The 18,254-nt window shown below is 51.8% G+C and carries 17 protein-coding genes and 1 tRNA gene; 13 read left to right on the top strand and 5 right to left on the bottom strand.

Features of this window, described 5'->3' with window-relative positions; all coding sequences use genetic code 11:
* The first annotated feature begins 97 nt into the window (after positions 1 to 97).
* Positions 98 to 1,780: an AMP-binding protein gene (locus E0F26_RS11495; protein ID WP_279241804.1), complete on the top strand. Its 1,683-nt coding sequence runs from the start codon at positions 98 to 100 to the stop codon at positions 1,778 to 1,780.
* A 38-nt stretch (positions 1,781 to 1,818) separates the two neighbouring features.
* Here the strand turns inward: E0F26_RS11495 and E0F26_RS11490 are convergent, their stop codons facing one another.
* Together E0F26_RS11490 and E0F26_RS11485 are read right to left on the bottom strand one after the other, a co-directional pair.
* Complete coding sequence (locus tag E0F26_RS11490; protein ID WP_279241803.1) at positions 1,819 to 2,700, bottom strand: hypothetical protein; 882 nt, start codon at positions 2,698 to 2,700, stop codon at positions 1,819 to 1,821.
* A 2-nt stretch (positions 2,701 to 2,702) separates the two neighbouring features.
* Positions 2,703 to 3,704, bottom strand: a complete 1,002-nt coding sequence (locus E0F26_RS11485; RefSeq protein ID WP_279241802.1) for an amidohydrolase family protein — start codon at positions 3,702 to 3,704, stop codon at positions 2,703 to 2,705.
* 211 nt (positions 3,705 to 3,915) lie between these two features.
* Between E0F26_RS11485 and E0F26_RS11480 the strand changes: the two genes are divergently transcribed.
* From E0F26_RS11480 to E0F26_RS11450, 7 genes are all read left to right on the top strand, one after another.
* Positions 3,916 to 4,773, top strand: coding sequence for a P-loop NTPase fold protein (locus E0F26_RS11480; RefSeq protein WP_279241801.1), 858 nt, complete (start codon positions 3,916 to 3,918; stop codon positions 4,771 to 4,773).
* On the top strand, positions 4,770 to 5,600 hold the full coding sequence (locus E0F26_RS11475) for an HAD-IIB family hydrolase (RefSeq protein WP_279241800.1): 831 nt from the start codon (positions 4,770 to 4,772) through the stop codon (positions 5,598 to 5,600). Before E0F26_RS11480 ends, E0F26_RS11475 begins: the two co-directional genes overlap by 4 nt.
* Positions 5,600 to 6,832, top strand: a complete 1,233-nt coding sequence (locus E0F26_RS11470) for a glycosyltransferase family protein (RefSeq protein WP_279241799.1) — start codon at positions 5,600 to 5,602, stop codon at positions 6,830 to 6,832. Before E0F26_RS11475 ends, E0F26_RS11470 begins: the two co-directional genes overlap by 1 nt.
* A 21-nt stretch (positions 6,833 to 6,853) precedes the next feature.
* The gene (locus E0F26_RS11465) at positions 6,854 to 8,596 is read left to right on the top strand and encodes a sugar phosphorylase (RefSeq protein ID WP_279241798.1); all 1,743 of its coding nucleotides are present in this window, start codon (positions 6,854 to 6,856) and stop codon (positions 8,594 to 8,596) included.
* Between the two features lie 223 nt (positions 8,597 to 8,819).
* Complete coding sequence (locus E0F26_RS11460) at positions 8,820 to 9,572, top strand: sulfite exporter TauE/SafE family protein (RefSeq protein ID WP_279241797.1); 753 nt, start codon at positions 8,820 to 8,822, stop codon at positions 9,570 to 9,572.
* Between the two features lie 412 nt (positions 9,573 to 9,984).
* Entirely contained in the window at positions 9,985 to 10,374 is a 390-nt protein-coding gene (locus E0F26_RS11455) for a DUF2237 family protein (protein ID WP_279241796.1), read from the top strand.
* A gap of 149 nt (positions 10,375 to 10,523) precedes the next feature.
* Positions 10,524 to 11,345: a TauD/TfdA dioxygenase family protein gene (locus E0F26_RS11450; RefSeq protein ID WP_279241795.1), complete on the top strand. Its 822-nt coding sequence runs from the start codon at positions 10,524 to 10,526 to the stop codon at positions 11,343 to 11,345.
* On the opposite strand, the gene E0F26_RS11445 is transcribed toward E0F26_RS11450, so the two are convergent.
* The gene (locus E0F26_RS11445) at positions 11,346 to 12,779 is read right to left on the bottom strand and encodes an alanine/glycine:cation symporter family protein (protein WP_279241794.1); all 1,434 of its coding nucleotides are present in this window, start codon (positions 12,777 to 12,779) and stop codon (positions 11,346 to 11,348) included. It lies immediately after the preceding gene.
* Positions 12,780 to 13,180: 401 nt separating this feature from the next.
* Between E0F26_RS11445 and E0F26_RS11440 the strand changes: the two genes are divergently transcribed.
* From E0F26_RS11440 to E0F26_RS11430, 3 genes are all read left to right on the top strand, one after another.
* Complete coding sequence (locus E0F26_RS11440) at positions 13,181 to 13,450, top strand: hypothetical protein (RefSeq protein ID WP_279241793.1); 270 nt, start codon at positions 13,181 to 13,183, stop codon at positions 13,448 to 13,450.
* A 151-nt stretch (positions 13,451 to 13,601) separates the two neighbouring features.
* Positions 13,602 to 13,946 (top strand): hypothetical protein, encoded by a 345-nt coding sequence (locus tag E0F26_RS11435; RefSeq protein WP_279241792.1) that lies wholly within the window; start codon positions 13,602 to 13,604, stop codon positions 13,944 to 13,946.
* Between the two features lie 138 nt (positions 13,947 to 14,084).
* Positions 14,085 to 15,791 (top strand): hypothetical protein, encoded by a 1,707-nt coding sequence (locus tag E0F26_RS11430; RefSeq protein WP_279241791.1) that lies wholly within the window; start codon positions 14,085 to 14,087, stop codon positions 15,789 to 15,791.
* A 3-nt stretch (positions 15,792 to 15,794) separates the two neighbouring features.
* Here the strand turns inward: E0F26_RS11430 and E0F26_RS11425 are convergent, their stop codons facing one another.
* Positions 15,795 to 16,283 (bottom strand): CinA family protein, encoded by a 489-nt coding sequence (locus E0F26_RS11425; RefSeq protein ID WP_279241790.1) that lies wholly within the window; start codon positions 16,281 to 16,283, stop codon positions 15,795 to 15,797.
* An 823-nt stretch (positions 16,284 to 17,106) separates the two neighbouring features.
* Here E0F26_RS11425 and E0F26_RS11420 point away from each other — a divergent pair.
* On the top strand, positions 17,107 to 17,382 hold the full coding sequence (locus E0F26_RS11420; RefSeq protein ID WP_279241789.1) for a serine hydrolase family protein: 276 nt from the start codon (positions 17,107 to 17,109) through the stop codon (positions 17,380 to 17,382).
* Positions 17,383 to 17,512: 130 nt separating this feature from the next.
* On the opposite strand, the gene E0F26_RS11415 is transcribed toward E0F26_RS11420, so the two are convergent.
* Positions 17,513 to 17,599 (bottom strand) — tRNA-Leu (locus tag E0F26_RS11415).
* Between the two features lie 156 nt (positions 17,600 to 17,755).
* Here E0F26_RS11415 and E0F26_RS11410 point away from each other — a divergent pair.
* Entirely contained in the window at positions 17,756 to 18,220 is a 465-nt protein-coding gene (locus E0F26_RS11410; protein ID WP_279241788.1) for a hypothetical protein, read from the top strand.
* Positions 18,221 to 18,254 lie beyond the last annotated feature (34 nt).

Here is an 18,254-nt window from a genome sequence, read left to right as displayed (position 1 = left end):
AGACTTTTTAAGTAGGTATAGGTGCGTAACGGTTTTACTGTGCTAGCGTTCAAGGCTGGCGGCGATCTTTTGTTAAATTCACTAGGGGGAGACCCTGATGACTGCTATCGAAAAGAGTTATTACTGCGGTGCGTCAACGACTCAAATTATTTACGAGACCATTGGTGGGTTCTTCGACCGGGTAGCTGAGAAACATCCTGACAGCCAGGCCTTGATACTCCGACATCAGGGCGTCGAATGGACATACGCCGAGCTACAGCGTCGTGTAGATCAACTCGCTGCGGGCTTACTTGCTCTGGGTATTGTTCCCGGGGACCGGGTAGGTATTTGGGGCCCCAACAGTGCTGAGTGGGTGTTGACCCAGCTCGCCACTGCCAAGCTCGGCGCGATTATGGTGTGTATTAACCCCGCATACCGACTGTATGAACTCGAATATGCCCTCAACAAAGTTGAATGCAAGGCGCTGATAACCGACGAGTCTTTTAAAACCAGCGATTACTTAGGCATGTTGAACACGTTAGCGCCCGAGCTTGAATATTGTGAGCCGGGAGCACTGGCGTCGACTAAACTGCCGAAGCTCAAGCACGTCATTCGAATGGGGTCATCATCAAGTGCGGGTATGCACAACTTTGACCAGGTCTGTGAACTGGCAACGGACGCAGATCGCGCCGCGCTCGTGGGTCTTCAAACTCAATTAAAGCCCGATGATGCGATTAACATTCAGTTTACGAGCGGGACCACGGGCAATCCGAAAGGGGCAACGCTCTCGCATTGTAATATTCTTAACAACGGCTACCTAACGGGCGAGGCGATGCGGCTGACTCCCGCTGACAAGTTATGCATTCCGGTCCCGCTGTATCATTGTTTTGGTATGGTGCTTGCAGTTCTCGCCTGTGTTTCTCATGGCGCTACTATGGTGTTCCCTGGTGAGGCCTTTGACCCTCAGCAGACATTACAAACTGTTCAGGACGAGCGATGCACTGCCCTTCACGGTGTGCCGACAATGTTCATCACCGAGCTTGATCACCCCAATTTTTCAAGTTTTGATCTTTCGAGCCTCAGGACGGGAATAATGGCGGGTGCGCCGTGTCCAATTGAAGTGATGAAGCGCGTTATTTCAGAAATGCACATGCGGGACATACTCATTGCCTACGGACAAACAGAGCTCAGTCCCATCAACAATATAACGTTGCCTGATGATTCACTCGAGCGCCGAACTGAGACGGTAGGGCGTGCGATGCCGTGGGTCGAGATCAAGGTGATCGATGATGCAGGACACGTTGTGCCGGTGGGGGAAAAGGGCGAGATATGTACGCGTGGATATTCGGTGATGCAGGGATACTGGAACGATCCCGAAAAAACCGCGGAGACGATTGATGCCGCTGGTTGGTTGCACTCCGGTGATATTGCCACAATGGACGCCTGTGGATATGTGCGAATTGTGGGTCGGATAAAGGACATGATTATCCGCGGGGGGGAGAATGTTTATCCGCGGGAGGTTGAGGAATTTCTGTATCAGCATCCAGCGATTTCTGAAGTTCAGGTGTTCGGTATACCCGATAAAAAAATGGGTGAGGAAGTGTGCGCCTGGGTCCAGCTTAACGAGGGGGCAACGCTTTCAGCTGATGATATAAAAGCCTTCTGCAAAGATCAGATTACGCACTTTAAGATCCCAAGGCATATTCGGTTTGTGAGCGAATACCCCATGACCGTAACGGGTAAGATTCAGAAGTTTGTTATGCGTGACGAAATGCTTGCATCGCTAAACCAAAACACCTAGACGAAATGCGGGGCGATACCCTTGCTTGCGCGCAACGATTAAGGACTATTTTGAGCGTTGTGTTGTGTGGCCCAGATACGCATTCCATCAGCTAGTCCGTCAAAAAGGGGGGCTGCCCACTCGCCGCCCGCTTCGATGCTTCCTGCTTTTTCTACGATATCGATGGCCCGCGCTACCTCTATGATAGTGACGTGGGGGCCATATTCTGCGGCGCGCTCGATCAGGGGGTGCCACGCGGCTGAAGCGCCTTCTTTATTGGATAAACCACCGCGAACCCTAGGACCTATATTGCCCAGATTAACCGCCTCATAAAACGGCTGAATATGGTCTTGAATGAGCGACTCCCATTCTCGGTCGCGAGCGTTTGTGCCAGTTACCAACATTTGCGCTCCGGGAGTAGGGTTTTGTGCATTCGCAATATGGGCATCGGCGGTTAGTACGACTGTTTGCACATTGTTATTGCCCTTGTGCACGCCCGCTATGAAGTGCTCTAAGGCCTGAAATCCCGGTAGGTTTTCACCATAGTGCGTAATGCTCGGTGTGAGCACGAAGAAGCCACGATCTCGCAGTCGCTCTGCCATGGCTGTTTGTGTGATGGTATTCCAGCGCTTTCCTATACTTCTGTCGTCGACTGATGCTCCCGGCTGCAAGCCACCCGGTTCTGTGTATTGCATGGGCAAAATTGCGATGGGCTGGCGAGTCGCTATTTTTATAGCGGCGACATCGGCGTGGGTCCAATCTTCACCCGTATAGTTGAAGGCAACTCGGTAGCTTCCTGAACCTTTTTTGTACGCATATACACGCCCGTCATCGACGATACTTAAATGACTATCGCTTTTACCGGTGTCGGGCACAGATGCGAACGGCTGCGATGCAACGAGTAGTAATCCGAGGAGTAAACTGCGTTTGGCGCACAGCACGTTTAGGGTGCTTCCAAACGATAGACGTGTCTGGCGACCCCTGAAAATAAAAGATTTTTGTCTTCCTCTGCATAGTGCGACGTCATCTTTTTGAAGCCGTTGTAGAGTACGTGGTACCCCAAGGACAGACGGTCAACGGGGAAGTTACTTTCAAACATGCATCGCTCGGGGCCAAAGCAGTCAATTGTATGGCGGTAGTATCGGGCCTGCGCCTGGACAAATTCGTCAGAAGTTGGAGGTCGTTCTCGTCCATCCCAACCAAAGCCGTTGTCGGGCATGGCGAGACCACCGAGTTTCATATAAACGTTTGGGCATTCAGCCAGCTCGGCAATGTGGACTTTCCAGGTCTCGAAAATGGCTTCTCGATGATCGGCAAAAGGCCCAACACCGAGTGGCGTTCCAAAATGATCGAGAATCATGGTGGTGCTTGGCACTGCGCGTGCAAGGGCTATAAATTCGGGTAGTTGAAAGTGGTAGAGCCATGTGTCAAAGGTAAGTCCTCGATTTCCCAGCTGTTCGACCCCCTGTCGAAATAGGTCTTGCTCAAACAGCTTCGCCTCAGCACCACCGGGAATAAGGAGTCCTTCGATACCCTCCGAGCAAGCGCCCGCCTGACGAATACCCTTAAACAAGCCATTGGCGGTTTCGTCATGCGCGTCTAGGACACCCTCAAGTTGCGTATCGCGTAGGTCAGCGCGCGCGACGATTCCAGCTATTTGTGTGCGGCTACCTTGCTCTTTAGCCCTGGTGGCTGCCTGAGCAATGAATTCAGTTTCGCCAACGCTTCTGAGGTGCTCTGGACCCTCTTTATAGTAGGCTGCACCACATTCCATATAGACCGTTTGCGACACCTTGTGACCATCGGTTGTGTCACCAAGTAGTTCTGTGAGGTTGTAGGCCATACTCGGCTCTGGCCAGAGATGATGATGAGGATCAACAATATCGCGGTCCGGATCGACAATCTCCTCAATGACCTGCGCAAGCCATGCTGTATTGTTAAACATTGTGTTAGCTCCTCACCTTGCCCTATGGCCAGATAAGTGGATATCACATTCGCTGGCCGGTGGAAATAAACGAGCAGAATTAGCAAATCGGCACGGTGTTTGCAGGCACAGAAGGGATAGACAGGCTTTGAAAGGTTTCCGAAAGTAAATGGTGTCGACATTTAAACGATCTACTCGTCAGTTCATGGACGAATTTTGCGCGGCACGAGATTTGAACAGCATATTTATGCGCAATGCCGAGTCGTATTTTCTCGACTATGCGGCGCGGCTCAGCCAGCGTGCACACGCTTCAAATAGACCGGTTGTTGTTGGTTTAAACGGTGCACAGGGGTCTGGAAAGTCAACGCTGAGTGAGTTGCTGGCCGAACTGTTACCCAGATTCTTCGAAGTAGACTGTCACGTGTTGTCCATTGACGATTTTTATTTGTCTAAGGCGCAACGTCGAAAATTAGGTGCGGCCGTGCATCCTCTTTTAGCAACGCGGGGTGTCCCGGGAACGCATGATTGTCCTCGGTTGAACGATGCCCTCGCCGCCTGTTCTGAATATTCATCTGGCGACATCGCACTGCCTATTTTTGACAAGCTCAAAGACGATCGCACCAGAAAGGTGCGAAAGATCAGAGTTGGTGCAAAGCCCACAATTGTTTTGCTCGAGGGGTGGTGCGTTGGAATTCCCGCCCAAGCACCCCTAGATCTGGCCGTCCCGGCAAGCAGCTTCGAGTTCTCAAACGATAATTTAGGGACGTGGCGAGGGTACGTGAACGATCAGCTTGCGACCGTTTACGTGGATATTTTTAAGAAGCTCGACTATCTCAGTATGTTGAAACCGCCCTGTTTTGAGGCGGTATTAGACTGGCGTGTGGAGCAGGAGGTGCGCTTAATCGCGAAACGGCGTGAAGTGGCGAATGACAACGCGATTAAGGGAATGAATGTTAAACAGGTTGCGGAGTTTGTAGAGAACTTTCGTAGGCTCACTTGTCACGCTATGACGGTTCTCCCCGATTTGGCCAATGAAACTTGGGAGTTGCAAGCCGATAGATTGATCCTTTCGGAGGTGACGTCTAAATGAGCAGCTCGCCGGTCATTTATACGGATTTAGACGGGACACTCCTTGATCACGACACGTACTCGGCTCACGAGGCCAAGGAGATATTGGGGCAGTTATCGGCGAGTCATGTCCCGGTCATTCCAGCTACGAGTAAAACGTATGCGGAGGTCGCTGATTTCAGGGAGCAGATGTCCTTAGACCATGCCTTCATTGTGGAGAATGGCGCGGCCGTCTACGTACCAATGAGTCTGAATATCCGCTGTCCAATGGGAAGCAAGATCTTTGAGGACTACTGGGTTCGAGAGTTCGGAGTGAGACGCCAGGCTCTTTGCGACGTGATTGAAGCGCTCGATATGTCCAGCCAATTCGCGTTTAAGTCTCTTAACGAGATGCGCGCGGCCGAGGTGGCGGACATTACAGGACTCGATCTTGAATCTGCGAAGCGTGCTCAGATGCGTTTGTATTCGGAAACAATAGACTGGCGAGATTCGAGCGACGCGCTTCAGAAATTCAAAACGGTGCTGACCGATATAGGGTTTGCGGTGTCGCACGGGGGTCGTTTTGTTCACTTAATGGGACCAAACAACAAAGGCATTGCTGCTCGTTGGTTTCAAAATTTATTGAAACGTGAGTGGACACCTGACCTCATTTCCATCGCCGCTGGCGATGCACCCAATGATCGAGAGATGTTGGAGGGCGCTGATTTTGCACTCGTTATGCGAAATGACCGTGGCACACCACTTGTGCTCGAGCGCTCAGGTTCAACTTATGTCTCAGACGGCTCCGGGCCCAATGCATGGGCTGCCGGCATACGCGAAATCTTTAAATCGAACGGTTGGAGAATTTAATGGCTGATTTTTATCAAAGCCCGCACATTGCCACTTTGCATAACCTACGAAACCGCTCCGTTGAGGAGCTTGAGGCCCAGCTCGTTAATTTTTCGGCGTCGCGACCTTTGGGGCTGATTCTTCCCTCGCTCTACTCAGAGCTCGAAACTGACGCGATGCCCCTCATTCGCTCAGAGCTCCAAAAAGTCCCTTATCTATCCCAAATTGTTATTGGACTCGACAGAGCTGATCAGAGCCAGTACGAGTCGGCTCTCTCTTTTTTTAAAGGCTTACCGCAGCAGCATCGAGTGATGTGGCACGACGGCCCACGCCTGCGCGCCATTCACTCCGAACTCGCGATCAGAGGGCTTGCTCCCCATGAACCCGGTAAAGGGCGGAATGTTTGGTACTGCATGGGTTATGCCTTAGCGACGTCCAAGGTGGATGCGGTTGCCCTTCACGATTGCGACATTCTGACCTACGACCGAAGCCTACTTGCAAGATTGATTTACCCGGTTGCGCATCCACAATTCAGTTTTGATTTCTGCAAGGGATATTACGCCCGTGTGGCAAATGAGAAGCTCAATGGACGCGCTTGCCGACTTTTAGTTGGGCCTTTAATTCACGCCACAAAACGCGTCTTGGGCGAGAACGATTTCCTGAATTACCTCGACAGCTTTCGCTACTTATTGGCCGGAGAATTTGCGTTTCGTAAAGACCTATTGAACGACATGCGGGTGCCCAGTGACTGGGGATTAGAAATGGGTGTCGCGTCGGAGATGTACCGAAACAACAGCACTAATCGCATATGTCAGGTCGAGCTCACCGACAATTATGATCACAAGCATCAGGAGTTATCCGCTAATGACGCGGGTCACGGGCTGTCACGAATGTCGCTGGATATCACGAAATCTTTGATTCGGAAGCTGGCTATTCAAGGGACGGTTTTTAATCAAGAGACGTTCAGAACACTCAAGGCAACGTACTACCGTGTTGCGCTCGATTACGTTGAGAGTTTTCGCCGCGACGCGATCATGAACGGCCTGGATTTTGACACCCATGCTGAAGAGCAAGCGGTGGAGTTATTTGCTACCAATATTTTAGAGGCGGGTAAGCAATTTCTTGAGCGTCCACTGGACGCACCTTTCATGCCCACATGGTCGCGTGTGGTGAGTGCAGTCCCCGACATTTTTGAGCAACTCATCGATGCTGTTGAGGAGGATCACCGGGAATTTTCATCGCGAGGGCTGTAATGCAAGGTAGAGGTAAGCGCCATGAGTAAGAGCCACAGTAAAATAAAGCACCTACTCGGTACGCTATACGGTTCTCGTCAAGAGACCAACGTCGATGAGGTCTGCGTCAGTCTACTCAATGCGATAGGACTGGACGGCGCTGGCTCAGAACGGGAGGTCGTGGACACGAGGCTCTGGAGTGAGTCGGATATTGCGCTGATTACCTACGGCGACTCAATTTTATGTGAGGATGAAAAGCCGCTGAGTGTGCTGCATCGTTTTTGTTTAACGCACTTCTCTGACTGTGTGAGCTGGGTGCACATACTGCCGTTTTTTCCCTGGACATCGGATGATGGCTTTTCCGTATTAGATTACTCGACGGTTAATCAAGCCCTCGGTGACTGGGATGATATCCGAGCGATTGGTAGCGACTTTAAGTTGATGGCCGATCTCGTGCTTAACCATTGCTCGAGCCGGTCAGTGTGGTTTGAGAACTTCAAGCAGGACGTCAAACCCGGAGCTGGATTTTTCTTTACCGCCACGGAGGCCTTCGACGTCTCGCAAGTTGTGCGTCCACGAACCAGTGACTTACTACAGGCGGTCGACACGACTTCGGGTACTGCAAAAGTGTGGTGCACCTTTAGTCATGACCAAATTGACTTTGATTTTTCAAACCCTGAAGTATTACTCGAATTTACACGGATTATTCGGATATACCTTGACCAAGGAGTGAGGGTATTCAGGTTAGATGCAGTGGCCTTTACGTGGAAACGGTCGGGCACGACCTGCATTAATTTACCGGAAGCCCATGACTTGGTGCGTTTGCTACGCGCGCTTATTGAACTGGTGCAGCCCGACGCCATCATTATTACTGAAACCAATGTACCCAACATTGAAAACTTGGCCTACTTTGGTCAGCGTGATGAGGCGCACTGTATTTACAACTTTGCGCTGCCACCGCTGTTGATTCACACCTTGCTCGAAGGCGATTCATCTCGCATGACTCGCTGGCTGATGAGCATGCCTCCCGCGGTTTTGGGAACAACGTATTTTAACTTTCTCGCATCACACGATGGGATTGGACTTCGGCCGGTGGAAGGTCTGTTGAGCACAGCCGAGCTTGAATCCATGCGCGACAAGCTCCAAGCCAACGGCGCGCTCTTGTCATGGCGCGAGTTGCCAGACGGGGACAAGAGTATCTACGAGGTCAATGTCTCCCTGGTTGATGCACTGAGGTGTCAAGAGGGCGGGCCCACCGAAACGTTGGATCGAATGGTGCTGGCGCACGCGATACTACTCGGACTGGAGGGAATACCTGCCATTTACCTCCATAGTTTTTTGGCCACACCGAACGATGAGCAGCGAGTGCTCCATACCGGTCATAACCGAGCAATCAACCGCCATCAATGGGATCTGAAAGCCCTTTCATCTAAGTTGAGCGATCCGGCAAGTGAGCATTCAAAATGTCTCGAGCGCATTAAGTTCCTCATAAGTATTCGCCGGCGCCAACCGGCTTTTCATCCGAATGCCACCCAATTTACGCTCAATTGCGGTCGAGCGATATTTGCCTTTTGGCGACAAAGCCAGGATCGGCGCCAGAGCATTTTTTGTCTTTACAACATAAGTGCCCTTGAGGCATCGGTGCCGATGGCGTCGTTGAACCTGACAGGCGGCGATAGCTGGACAGACCTTATGACAGGAGAGGCCTGTTTGCCCGACACCCAAAATTTGAGCATGGCACCCTACCAAGCCATTTGGCTGAGTAATTTAGATGGCGAGGCCTGAAGCGGCGCCTAACGAGGTGGAGTAAAAGTCAGAGTGAGAGAGGGCATTTACAGTTAAACGCGTCTCGGCGCGCAAATTCCTCAGACAGGGCATCAAATGAAAGCTGGCTTTTATTGCCATCGCGCTGGGATTTCCTGCCTTAATAGTCTACTGAGACTGCGCTTTTTAGGCTTTAAGTGACTCGTAGTGGTGCAGTGAGAGGAGTTTATGTGATGATTTAGCCATGCTCCCTGTCGCTTTTTTCTTTGTCGCCGTCATTTACTCAGCCGTTGGTTTCGGTGGGGGATCCACTTACATTGCTCTGCTCGCCCTAAGCGGGCAACCGGCGGAGCTGATTCCGCTCGTGGCCTTGCCTTGCAATATTCTTGTCGTGAGTCTTGGCAGTTATTTCGCAGTGAACCGGCGAGACTTTGATTGGCGGATGGCGATTCCGTTTTTGGCGTCATCGGTGCCAATGGCATTTTTGGGCGGAATTATCCCCATCGATGAGCGATTTTATTTTTTGGTTCTTGGGTCGAGCCTCACCCTCGCAGGTGTAAGCCTGTGTATTCGGCGCGCGCCGGATGAATCGATTGTCGGTGCCAAATCTTGGCGGCTCGCGGCGATTATTGGAGGGGGCCTTGGGCTGCTCTCTGGAATGGTTGGGATTGGTGGCGGAATTTTCCTCGCTCCCATCCTGCATTACCTGAGATGGGCATCGAGTAAAACCATCGCTGCCCTTTGTAGTTTCTTCATTCTCATTAACTCGTTTAGTGGACTCGCCGGTCAGCTTCTAAAAAGTGGCGCTGATGAAGCATTTCTTCAGGTTATGTCTGCACTACCGTTACTGGGGGCTGTTCTTTTGGGGGGTGTGATAGGCGGGCGGTTCGTTATCGAAGGTGTAGCGCATCAGCGTGTGGCCCAACTCACAGGCGCTTTGGTACTTTTGGTAGGGCTTCGAATCCTCTGGACTTGGACTCCCTACGGGTTGATTTAGCCTGTAATCGAGCAGGTCGGGGAGGGGGGCCGCGGCCATTTCTAAGGGGAGCCCCAAATGCCTTTTCAATCGCCTCTCTTTGGTTTTATGCTCACTCACTTACCACGGTGGAGATGCGCAGCGCTTGTAGGTTTTGAGTGCTGGCTGTTGGTCTGGAGTCATGTGGTAGGGCGGAGGGTAAAACCAGGCGCAGATCTCGATGGTTGTTTGTGATTCACTATTTTAGCGTGTCGATGTGAGTCTTAGAGATCGCTAATCCCCACGACCCCTTTGATGAAACGATCATCTGCTAACCTCGATGAATGAGTTAGTCACCACCCGCGCCTTGGTAAAAGCGTGGCGACTTAAAGTGAGAAAGGAGTGATGAGTCACTTCCGAAAATTGAATTAATTCCCTTTATGGAGACAAGCCAATGAAAGCTGAGCGTATGCCTAAATCACAGCAAAATGTATTTGGCGAGCCAATAGAACTTTGCTGCGAGGACCCGCTCACGGGTTTTTATAGAGATGGGCACTGCAATACGGGTCCGAATGACGTGGGGACGCACACAGTTTGTGCGTTAATGACGCAAGAGTTTCTCGCTTTCTCAGCCTCCGCAGGTAATGATCTCAGTACCCCTCGTCCAGAATTTGGATTCCCCGGTTTGGTTGCGGGAAACAAGTGGTGTTTGTGCGCCTTAAGATGGGAGCAGGCACACTTAGCCGGTAAGGCGCCAAAACTCTTCTTGCGGTCAACCAACATTGTCACGCTAAGAGCGATCCCATTAGAGGTTTTAAAACCCTACGCCCTTGATCTTGTTTGACGGTTGACCTGACCTTAACCGATTTGGAGGATGGCGCGCCTTGCTGTTGTCCTGATAGTCTCGCGGCGTTTAGAACGGTTAGATAAAGTGACGTTCTGCTTGGTCTAGCGTCGCGCAAATTGTCCGACCAAGTCAGACGTGGGGGAAGCATGAAACTATCACGAGTAGCCGGCGCATTAGGTGCCGAGGTAACCGACTTCGATGTGAGTGCCGCATTAGCCAAAGGCGAAGGCCAATGCATTCGAGACTTATTAAATGAGTACGAGGTGCTGTTTTTTCGTAGTCAACAGCTCAAGCCCAGCGAGCAGCGCGATGTCGCTGCGCTCTTCGGTCCACTCCAAACACACCCAGCCTATGGCACGGTCGATAATATTCCTGAGGTTATGCTCCTTGAGAGTACGCCCGAGAATCCCTCGAAAATCGAAGTGTGGCATTCGGATATGACCTTCCGTCAGCATCCGCCGTCGGTTACGGTTTTAAAAGGCGTCACCATTCCCAAAGTGGGCGGAGATACCTTGTTTGCGAGTATGACGGCGGCTTATGAGGGTCTCTCTGAGGGCATGAAACGCTACCTTGAACCGCTCGTTGCCGTGCATGACTTTTCTCAGGGCTTTAAAGAGAGCCTAGCTGAGCCCGGTGGCCGCGAGCGGCTAGCCGATGCACTCGCCAATAACCCACCGGTGCGTCATAACGTCATCCAGACTCATCCAGAGACGGGTAAAAAAGTGATCTTCGTAAATGCATTGTTCACGTCGCATATCGAGGGGGTTTCGGCACTCGAATCCACTGAGATTTTGAGTTTTTTGTACAAGCATGCGGTGCTTCCGGAGTACACCTGTCGGTTCAACTGGGCCGTCGATAGCTTGGTGCTTTGGGATAACAGAAGTACCCAGCACAAGCCCGTAAATGACTTTTTACCCGCACATCGCGCTTTGCACCGAGTCGTAAGCGAAGGCGACAGACCCTATTAATCAAGACGTGTGTGATGCTACGTAGGCATTGAGCTCGCGCTTTACCATCGGTGCAAACAGGTACAGCGCGATCAGGTTGGGGATGGCGACAACAAAGATCATTGCGTCGGAGAAGTCCAAAACGGCACGCAACTCTAGAATGCATCCGAGCACCAAGCAGCCCAAGAAGACCAGTTGGAAAAACAAGGTTCGCTTGCGGCCCACACCCACCAAATAGTTCCACGCCGTGAGTCCGTAATATGACCATGCGAGAGCGGTAGAGAATGCGAAAAGAAAGGCGGCAAAGGCAATGAGGTAGGGCGACCAGGAAATATGGTGAGAAAAAGCTGCAGATGTCAGCTCAATTCCGGCGAGTTCGCCGCCCATCATTCCGTTTGGAATCGCCGTGGTGAGGATGACAAGTGAACTCAAGGTCAGGACAACCACAGTATCGATAAAGGGCTCCAATAGGGCAACGAGACCCTCAGAAGCAGGCTTGTCGGTTTGAACCGCTGAATGGGCAATCGATGCCGTTCCCAGTCCTGCTTCGTTCGAGAAGATCGCCCGTTGAAAGCCATAGATCATCGCGCCAATGCCACCGCCTGCCATTGCATCGAGCCCGAACGCATTTCCAATAGCAGATTGAATGGCGAAGGGGATATTCTGCCAGCTCATGGTTATCACGTAGAGGCACCCAACGATATACACGCTCGCCATGACGGGTACGATGACGCCTGCCACGCGCGCGATCGATTTAACGCCCCCAATGACAACAGCGCCCACAATTGCGGCGAGGACAGCGCCAAAGAGCATGGGGTTGGCGCCGATAAACCCTTCGCTACCACCTGTGACAACAACCATTTGTGAATAGGCTTGGTTTGATTGGAACATATTGCCCGTACCAAGGCAGCCAATGACTAACGCTAATGCGTAGAACATCCCCATAGATCGACCGATTTTGGGCATTTTGCGATCGCGGAAATACGCGTCAAGATAAAACATTGGTCCACCGAGGACGCGACCGTCTTCCCCGATTTGTCGGTACTTAACACCGAGTGTGCATTCGATAGCCTTGGTCGACATAGAGAGGAAACCGGCGACAAATAACCAAAATGCGGCACCGGCTCCACCGATACTGATGGCAATCGCAACCCCTCCAATATTTCCAACCCCCACCGTGCCCGATATCGCGGTGGCAAGCGCGCGGAAGTGGCTGATTTCGCCTTTTGCCGTCGGGTCTGCAAAATCCCCTCTGACATGTCGTACTGCCAACCAAAAGCCACGAATATTGATGAAGCCTAGGTATACGGTAAAAAAAAGCGCGCCCCCCGCAAGCCAAGCGACCACGAGGGGGACGCTCACGCCGTACAGCGTCACTGAGAAAAAAACCACGCTCGATAATGCCCCAGCGATAGGTGACAAAAAGCCTTCAATTAGAGCTGCGAGCGCGTCCATTTACCGATCCTTATTGGTTGCTATAGTTCTTGATCTTTGGCGGTTTTAGTCAATGTTACAAGCACAGTTGGCTGACTTTTCAATGAATATGACCCGCCGAGCTCTAGGAGCGCATCTCCCTTGCTGCGCCGAGCGCTATACCAACGGGTATCCAAAATACCTCACGGGTTAGCACATAGAGCGTGACGCCGAAAATCAACCCTAGACCGAGTGACAGGCCCTGGGGCCGTTTTTCCTTTTTCTTATCCATACAAGCGCGTGCCGTTGCGTGTTAGCGTTTATTTTCAGAGCGTCCTCACCTTGAGGCGCACATTGCGGATAGTCAAGTTCGCATCGGTGAGTGCTCTAACGACGATAAAAAGAGGCAAAAGGTGAGTCGGGACTGAGGGCGAGGGAGGCTGATGAAACCAACTAATCGATTCGTTTTAGGTGTTGCCTGGGCCAATTTTGTGCTCGCCCTTCTTGGTATCTTGAAGTTTCTGCCTTTGGTACTGGTGGCGATGCAATCGACATTGATGTCGAATTCGACCGTGGCTTGGCGATGGTCTCTGGATTTGATTTCCGATACGCACTGGATCTTTTTGCTATGGGCTCTGGTGCTTTTCGCTTTGCGATGGGCGACAGGGCGCTTGCTTATTTTTCCTTGGCGATTCAAGCGGAAAACCCCATAGCGCCGTCACAGAGCGATCCAAACGATTTCAAGCCGGTGAAAGCACAGGCAATAAGTCGTCAAGAAACAAGGACGAAGCATAGGCACCGCGATATCGGCAAAGCAGTAAACACTACACTGAAACGCCTCGAGACAGCTTGCGGTCGCCGCTCATGTTTGAAATAGCCATTGCGCTCGGTTTATTCATCGCCCTTACAACGCTGGTATACGCACATGTTGGTTTCGCAAATATTATGGCGAGCTACCGCATGTGGTTTCAGGACGGTTATTGGGTTAACTGCAATGTGGTTGAGGCGATAGCGTGGATAGCCAAGGCGGCGGTCATCATCCCAGGCTTAGTTTGGCAAAAGGAGATTTGGCAGCTCCATATCATCACGCTCGTTACTTCGGCACTGTTGATTTGGGTCTCGGAGCGTAAATTGCTTCCGACAATGGTGGCGTTTAATACCCTGTGGATTGGGCTTTCATCGGTTGTGATTGCCCGCAATGTTTTATAGCGGTCGGATACTTAAGGACGTGCGCTCAGGCTTCAACTCTTCAGTGGGTGATGGCCGATGAGGGCGTTGATTTTGCTTACTCAAATCCCTGGGTTAGGATAATTGTCCGTCTGGGCGCCGAATGACGAGTCAGCCAGCATGAACACATTTAAACCGAGTGGCCGTTGGTACATTGCTGCACTTACGTTGCTCCTCATGCTGTTAATGTGGGATGTCACGTCGCGTCTGCAGGGCTCTCAAATCGCGATAGCCGAGCAATTTGAATCGACGTTTGAAAAAGATGCGTCTCGTCGCGAGGGCATGCGAAATCTCCTGGCGCGGGACGTCCAAAGTGCGGTTCAGCTGGCGCTCTACAGATTACCTGAGCTTGAGCAGGCAGGTTCCGATGAAGACCGAGCCTCCATTCTGCAAGAGGCCTTTTCACGGATTGCGTTCGCGCTGCGAAATTCACGTTACGATTTCTTTGAATCCTTTCTCGTACAAGAAACGCCTCAGGGGGAATTACTTCTCAGAGGGCGCTACCCAAGTGAAGCTGCGCTAGAGGGAGTGCCTGTTTTAGACACATCACTTTTCGCCCATGTCGATCTGGAGAAGGTGGAATTGTTTGAATCCACCAGCGAAATCTATGAAATTGAGAGTGATTCTTTGCTGCGTATTGCCGGCCAACAGCCCGTCATAATTCACACGCGACTAGTTTTTGAAGGTGGCGACGGGCTATCACGATGGTTCATGGTCAATCGCGTTGGTATTGCTGATTTGCACCGAGCCATTGATCTTATTGGCCAACAGATGGTGGGTGGTACAACCCCAATGCGAGTCATTAACGTGGACGCGCGAACGGGTAATTGTCAACTTGTTTGGGAGGTGCCCAAGGGCAAGCTCGATTGTACAGAGGCCGAACTCGGACGCGGATTGGAATATCGAACCGACTTTAGCAGCGAAGCGTCGCGAGCGTTAACCTACAGTGTCTATCAGCCTAATGACGCGTACAAGGCGCTCGGGATGTCGGGTGTTAACGCCGAGGGCCGCTGGCGGATCGCGATCCCCATCGTTTTAGCACTATTCCTCTTGGTCACAACGGCTACGTATATTCGTTACCGCGCTACGAGCACTGACACTCTCAGGTCTTTCGCCGATTCGCTAATGATTAAAGACTCTGTCAACACGTCAATTCATGATGTTCTGAGTCATCAGCTGGAGAAGATGAGCAAATTTGCCTTCCTTATGCGCGATGGCGATATCCCAGAAAGTGAGCGCAGATACTTTGATATTGCTGTCAGTGAATTTATGCAAGCAACATTGAGCTTAAATACCCTGCGTCTAGAGAGCCCACCTACGGCGGCAAGCCAGCGGGCAACTATTGAAAAAATAAATTCGAGCGAATTAGTGGCGCTCGCCCAAATGGTGCTGGAAGTATCCACAATCGATACGCCGGTCGAGGCCAAATTTCTGAATTCGGGTGACTTACCTGAGACCTTTCTTGGCTTTGGTTTCAGTGTTCAGACTGCCTTAGTCGCAGCTGTCAGTCTGTCGGCAGAAACCACAGACGAGGGACGCATCGAGGTTTCACTGTGGTCGGAGGAGGTGGACGGTTTCAACTGCGTGAATCTACGCATTATCGACACGGGTGTTGGCTGGGGTCTGCCCGAGGATGACCAACCATCCGAGTCATTCGATGACCTGCCGACCGAGACGCTAGAGCCTGAATCAAGTGTTGCTCGACGCGCGCTGCGCGCCTGCTTACGGCACTCAGGCACTCGGCTTATTCTGACTGACGAGAGTGATGAGCAAAACGAGTACCATTTGCGGCTGTGTAATGGCCGAGCCCACGACGATTTCGGCTGAGCTTTAAGCCTGATCGAATTTCCGCAGTGTCTCGTTGAAGAGTGATAGTGCGGCTTCTGCAAACCGCACCATATTGTCCTCGCGGCTATCCGAAGACGTCTCGACAGTAATCGTAGCGTTGATCGGTCCGCTGATGCCTATGACGCTTGTCCCCGGGGCGTGACCGTAGGGCGTGCCTCTAGGGCCTGCGGCGCCCAGTTCTGCAATACCCCAGGTGGCGTCGAGTTTCAATCGTGCGGCATCGGCAAATTCGGCAACCATAGGCTCGGTCAAAGGTTTCAGACCTTTTAACTTGACGAGGTCAAGATCGAGAAAGGCGTACCTCGATTCTCGTGTGTAAATAACGCTGCCGCCCCGAAAGTAGTTCGAGGCGCCGGCCACGGAAAGTAAATTCGCTGCGATAAGACCGCCCGTCGATGACTCGGCGACCGAGACGCTGTGTCCGTGTGTAATGAGTTGCCTAGCAACAGTTTGGCTGATGTCCGAGAACATAGACTCGCTCCTGGGTCGGGATTTCCACCAATACGCTACCGATAAAGCCGCCCATTGGCTACGCGCAGAGTTTTTGGTGATGAAGCAAGGCGAGTGCCAGAGGCCCAAATCGCGCCAATATACTTTCAAGGCCGGGGGATGAACCCTTGTCGATGACTCTATCGCATCAAAGTGCACTCGGATATTCGAGATAAGAACGTTTGAGTGAGATGTGCGTTCGCTGAGTTGTGCTGAGAAGCGACGGGCGCACCGGCTAAGCTGTTATCCAGAAGCCAAACCGGGGGGTGACGACTGGACTTGCCTGTTCGGCGCAGTACCTCACCGGGCACATCAGCGGCACATCGCACCCTGTCGGAGCGTCATCCCATACGATTGAGTTTGATAACCGCTACGGGTCAGAGATGTTAAATTCAATCTTGCTTCAATGTCGCTCTGAGAGAGTCTTGAGTGACGCTAACGTCTTTGAGTCCGTGCCTCGAAAGGAGCATCATTTTGACCTTGGTTTTAGCGTCACTTTGGTTGCTGGCAGAGACTGATACGGGTTTTGGGTATCCGATCACCCTGTCACCTGAAGCTGTTGTTACTAAAAGACTACCCGACACCATGTATACGCTATCGAATTCGCCTGGTTCCCAAGAGATTGCCATCGCTTTAAAACGCTCTCAATGCAGAAATTTTTTATCCTATTGCTCGAAGTTCCGACGGTAACACATGTGTCCCGCGGCAGTAGTCGGCTGCTAGACACCAAAGAGCGTAATTGGTGCTTTATTTAGGACGAGTATCTGAATGACGTTCCTACGGTTTTTCAGCATGAAGTGCGATCATGGGTGCTCTTGATACCGTTATGCCTAATATCAGCAACAACGGGGATTTGAGTTTCGGTAACGGAGCAAGGTTCGGCTTCGGCTTGCTGCTCCATACAGGCGGTATCGAGGGGGGAAGAAAGCCATTTTCAGACTCTTGGACAGGATTACTTAACTCATGTTTTTGGATAGACCGAGAAGCGGGGATATACGGCATTTTTGGCACCCAGGAGCTGCCCTTTCATGACGATATTACCATTGAAGCGCTATTTGAATTTGAGCAAGCGGTTTACTGACTTACGCAGAATTCGCTCTAGCTGCTCGCGGGCATCCCAATGGTCGGCAGACCAATAAGGCGGCGTCTTGGCCAGGGCGGGCAGCCGCAATAGCAGACCTTCGCGTTTTTTTTTGCTTTGAAAAATTATGTGGTACCAGAGGCCGGACTCGAACCGGCACGCTTTTAAGGGCGGGGGATTTTGAATCCCCTGTGTCTACCAATTTCACCACTCTGGCATGTGCGGCAACGTGCAGGCGGCGGAGTATATCAGGTCGAGCTGAATCAGCAATCTAAGCATCGCTATAATTCTGAGTTGCGCGTATACTACGCCGCAATTTGGCGCAGAGCCCACTGCTTTGTGCTGTTGCTGAGTATCTTGAGGGAGAAAAGACATGGCGATGAAGCTTGTCCGTAAGACCGCTGACTACAAAATTTTCTTGCGCGGTGACAACCGTTATGCAGTTCAAAATGCTGCAGGAAAGCCAGTGAATGGCGAAGAAAAAGTCAATATTCTGATTGCTGAAGAGCTCGTTACGGTTTCAGCGCCGCCCGCACCCGAACCCGAAGTTGTGGAGACGGAAGAAGAGGTCGTTGCAGAAGCAGCTGCGGAAGAAGTTGCTGTGGAGGAATCTGCAGCTGAGGAAGCGCCAGCAGAAGAGCCCGCCGCTGAGGAAGCACCAGCAGAAGAGCCCGCAGCTGAGGAAGCACCAGCAGAAGAGTCCGCCGCTGAGGAAGCACCAGCAGAAGAGCCTGCCGCTGAGGAAGCACCCGCAGACGAGCCTGCAGCTGAGGAAGCACCAGCAGAAGAGCCCGCCGCTGAGGAAGCACCCGCGGATGGCGAAGCCAGCGACGACTAATCGTCGCTCTTACGAAACGACGAAGCCGGCGTAT

The organism is Candidatus Paraluminiphilus aquimaris, from assembly GCF_026230195.1.
Taxonomy (GTDB): domain Bacteria; phylum Pseudomonadota; class Gammaproteobacteria; order Pseudomonadales; family Halieaceae; genus Luminiphilus; species Luminiphilus aquimaris.
Note: the sequence above shows the minus strand (reverse complement) of the source record. Positions and strands in the feature narration are given on the sequence as shown.

Coding starts and splice junctions, on each gene's coding strand:
- E0F26_RS11495 (WP_279241804.1), top strand. CDS start 98: ATGACTGCTATCGAAAAGAGTTATTACTGCGGTGCGTCAACGACTCAA.
- E0F26_RS11485 (WP_279241802.1), bottom strand. CDS start 3,704: ATGTTTAACAATACAGCATGGCTTGCGCAGGTCATTGAGGAGATTGTC.
- E0F26_RS11475 (WP_279241800.1), top strand. CDS start 4,770: ATGAGCAGCTCGCCGGTCATTTATACGGATTTAGACGGGACACTCCTT.
- E0F26_RS11470 (WP_279241799.1), top strand. CDS start 5,600: ATGGCTGATTTTTATCAAAGCCCGCACATTGCCACTTTGCATAACCTA.
- E0F26_RS11465 (WP_279241798.1), top strand. CDS start 6,854: ATGAGTAAGAGCCACAGTAAAATAAAGCACCTACTCGGTACGCTATAC.
- E0F26_RS11460 (WP_279241797.1), top strand. CDS start 8,820: ATGCTCCCTGTCGCTTTTTTCTTTGTCGCCGTCATTTACTCAGCCGTT.
- E0F26_RS11455 (WP_279241796.1), top strand. CDS start 9,985: ATGAAAGCTGAGCGTATGCCTAAATCACAGCAAAATGTATTTGGCGAG.
- E0F26_RS11450 (WP_279241795.1), top strand. CDS start 10,524: ATGAAACTATCACGAGTAGCCGGCGCATTAGGTGCCGAGGTAACCGAC.
- E0F26_RS11445 (WP_279241794.1), bottom strand. CDS start 12,779: ATGGACGCGCTCGCAGCTCTAATTGAAGGCTTTTTGTCACCTATCGCT.
- E0F26_RS11440 (WP_279241793.1), top strand. CDS start 13,181: ATGAAACCAACTAATCGATTCGTTTTAGGTGTTGCCTGGGCCAATTTT.
- E0F26_RS11435 (WP_279241792.1), top strand. CDS start 13,602: ATGTTTGAAATAGCCATTGCGCTCGGTTTATTCATCGCCCTTACAACG.
- E0F26_RS11430 (WP_279241791.1), top strand. CDS start 14,085: ATGAACACATTTAAACCGAGTGGCCGTTGGTACATTGCTGCACTTACG.
- E0F26_RS11425 (WP_279241790.1), bottom strand. CDS start 16,283: ATGTTCTCGGACATCAGCCAAACTGTTGCTAGGCAACTCATTACACAC.
- E0F26_RS11420 (WP_279241789.1), top strand. CDS start 17,107: ATGGGTGCTCTTGATACCGTTATGCCTAATATCAGCAACAACGGGGAT.
- E0F26_RS11410 (WP_279241788.1), top strand. CDS start 17,756: ATGGCGATGAAGCTTGTCCGTAAGACCGCTGACTACAAAATTTTCTTG.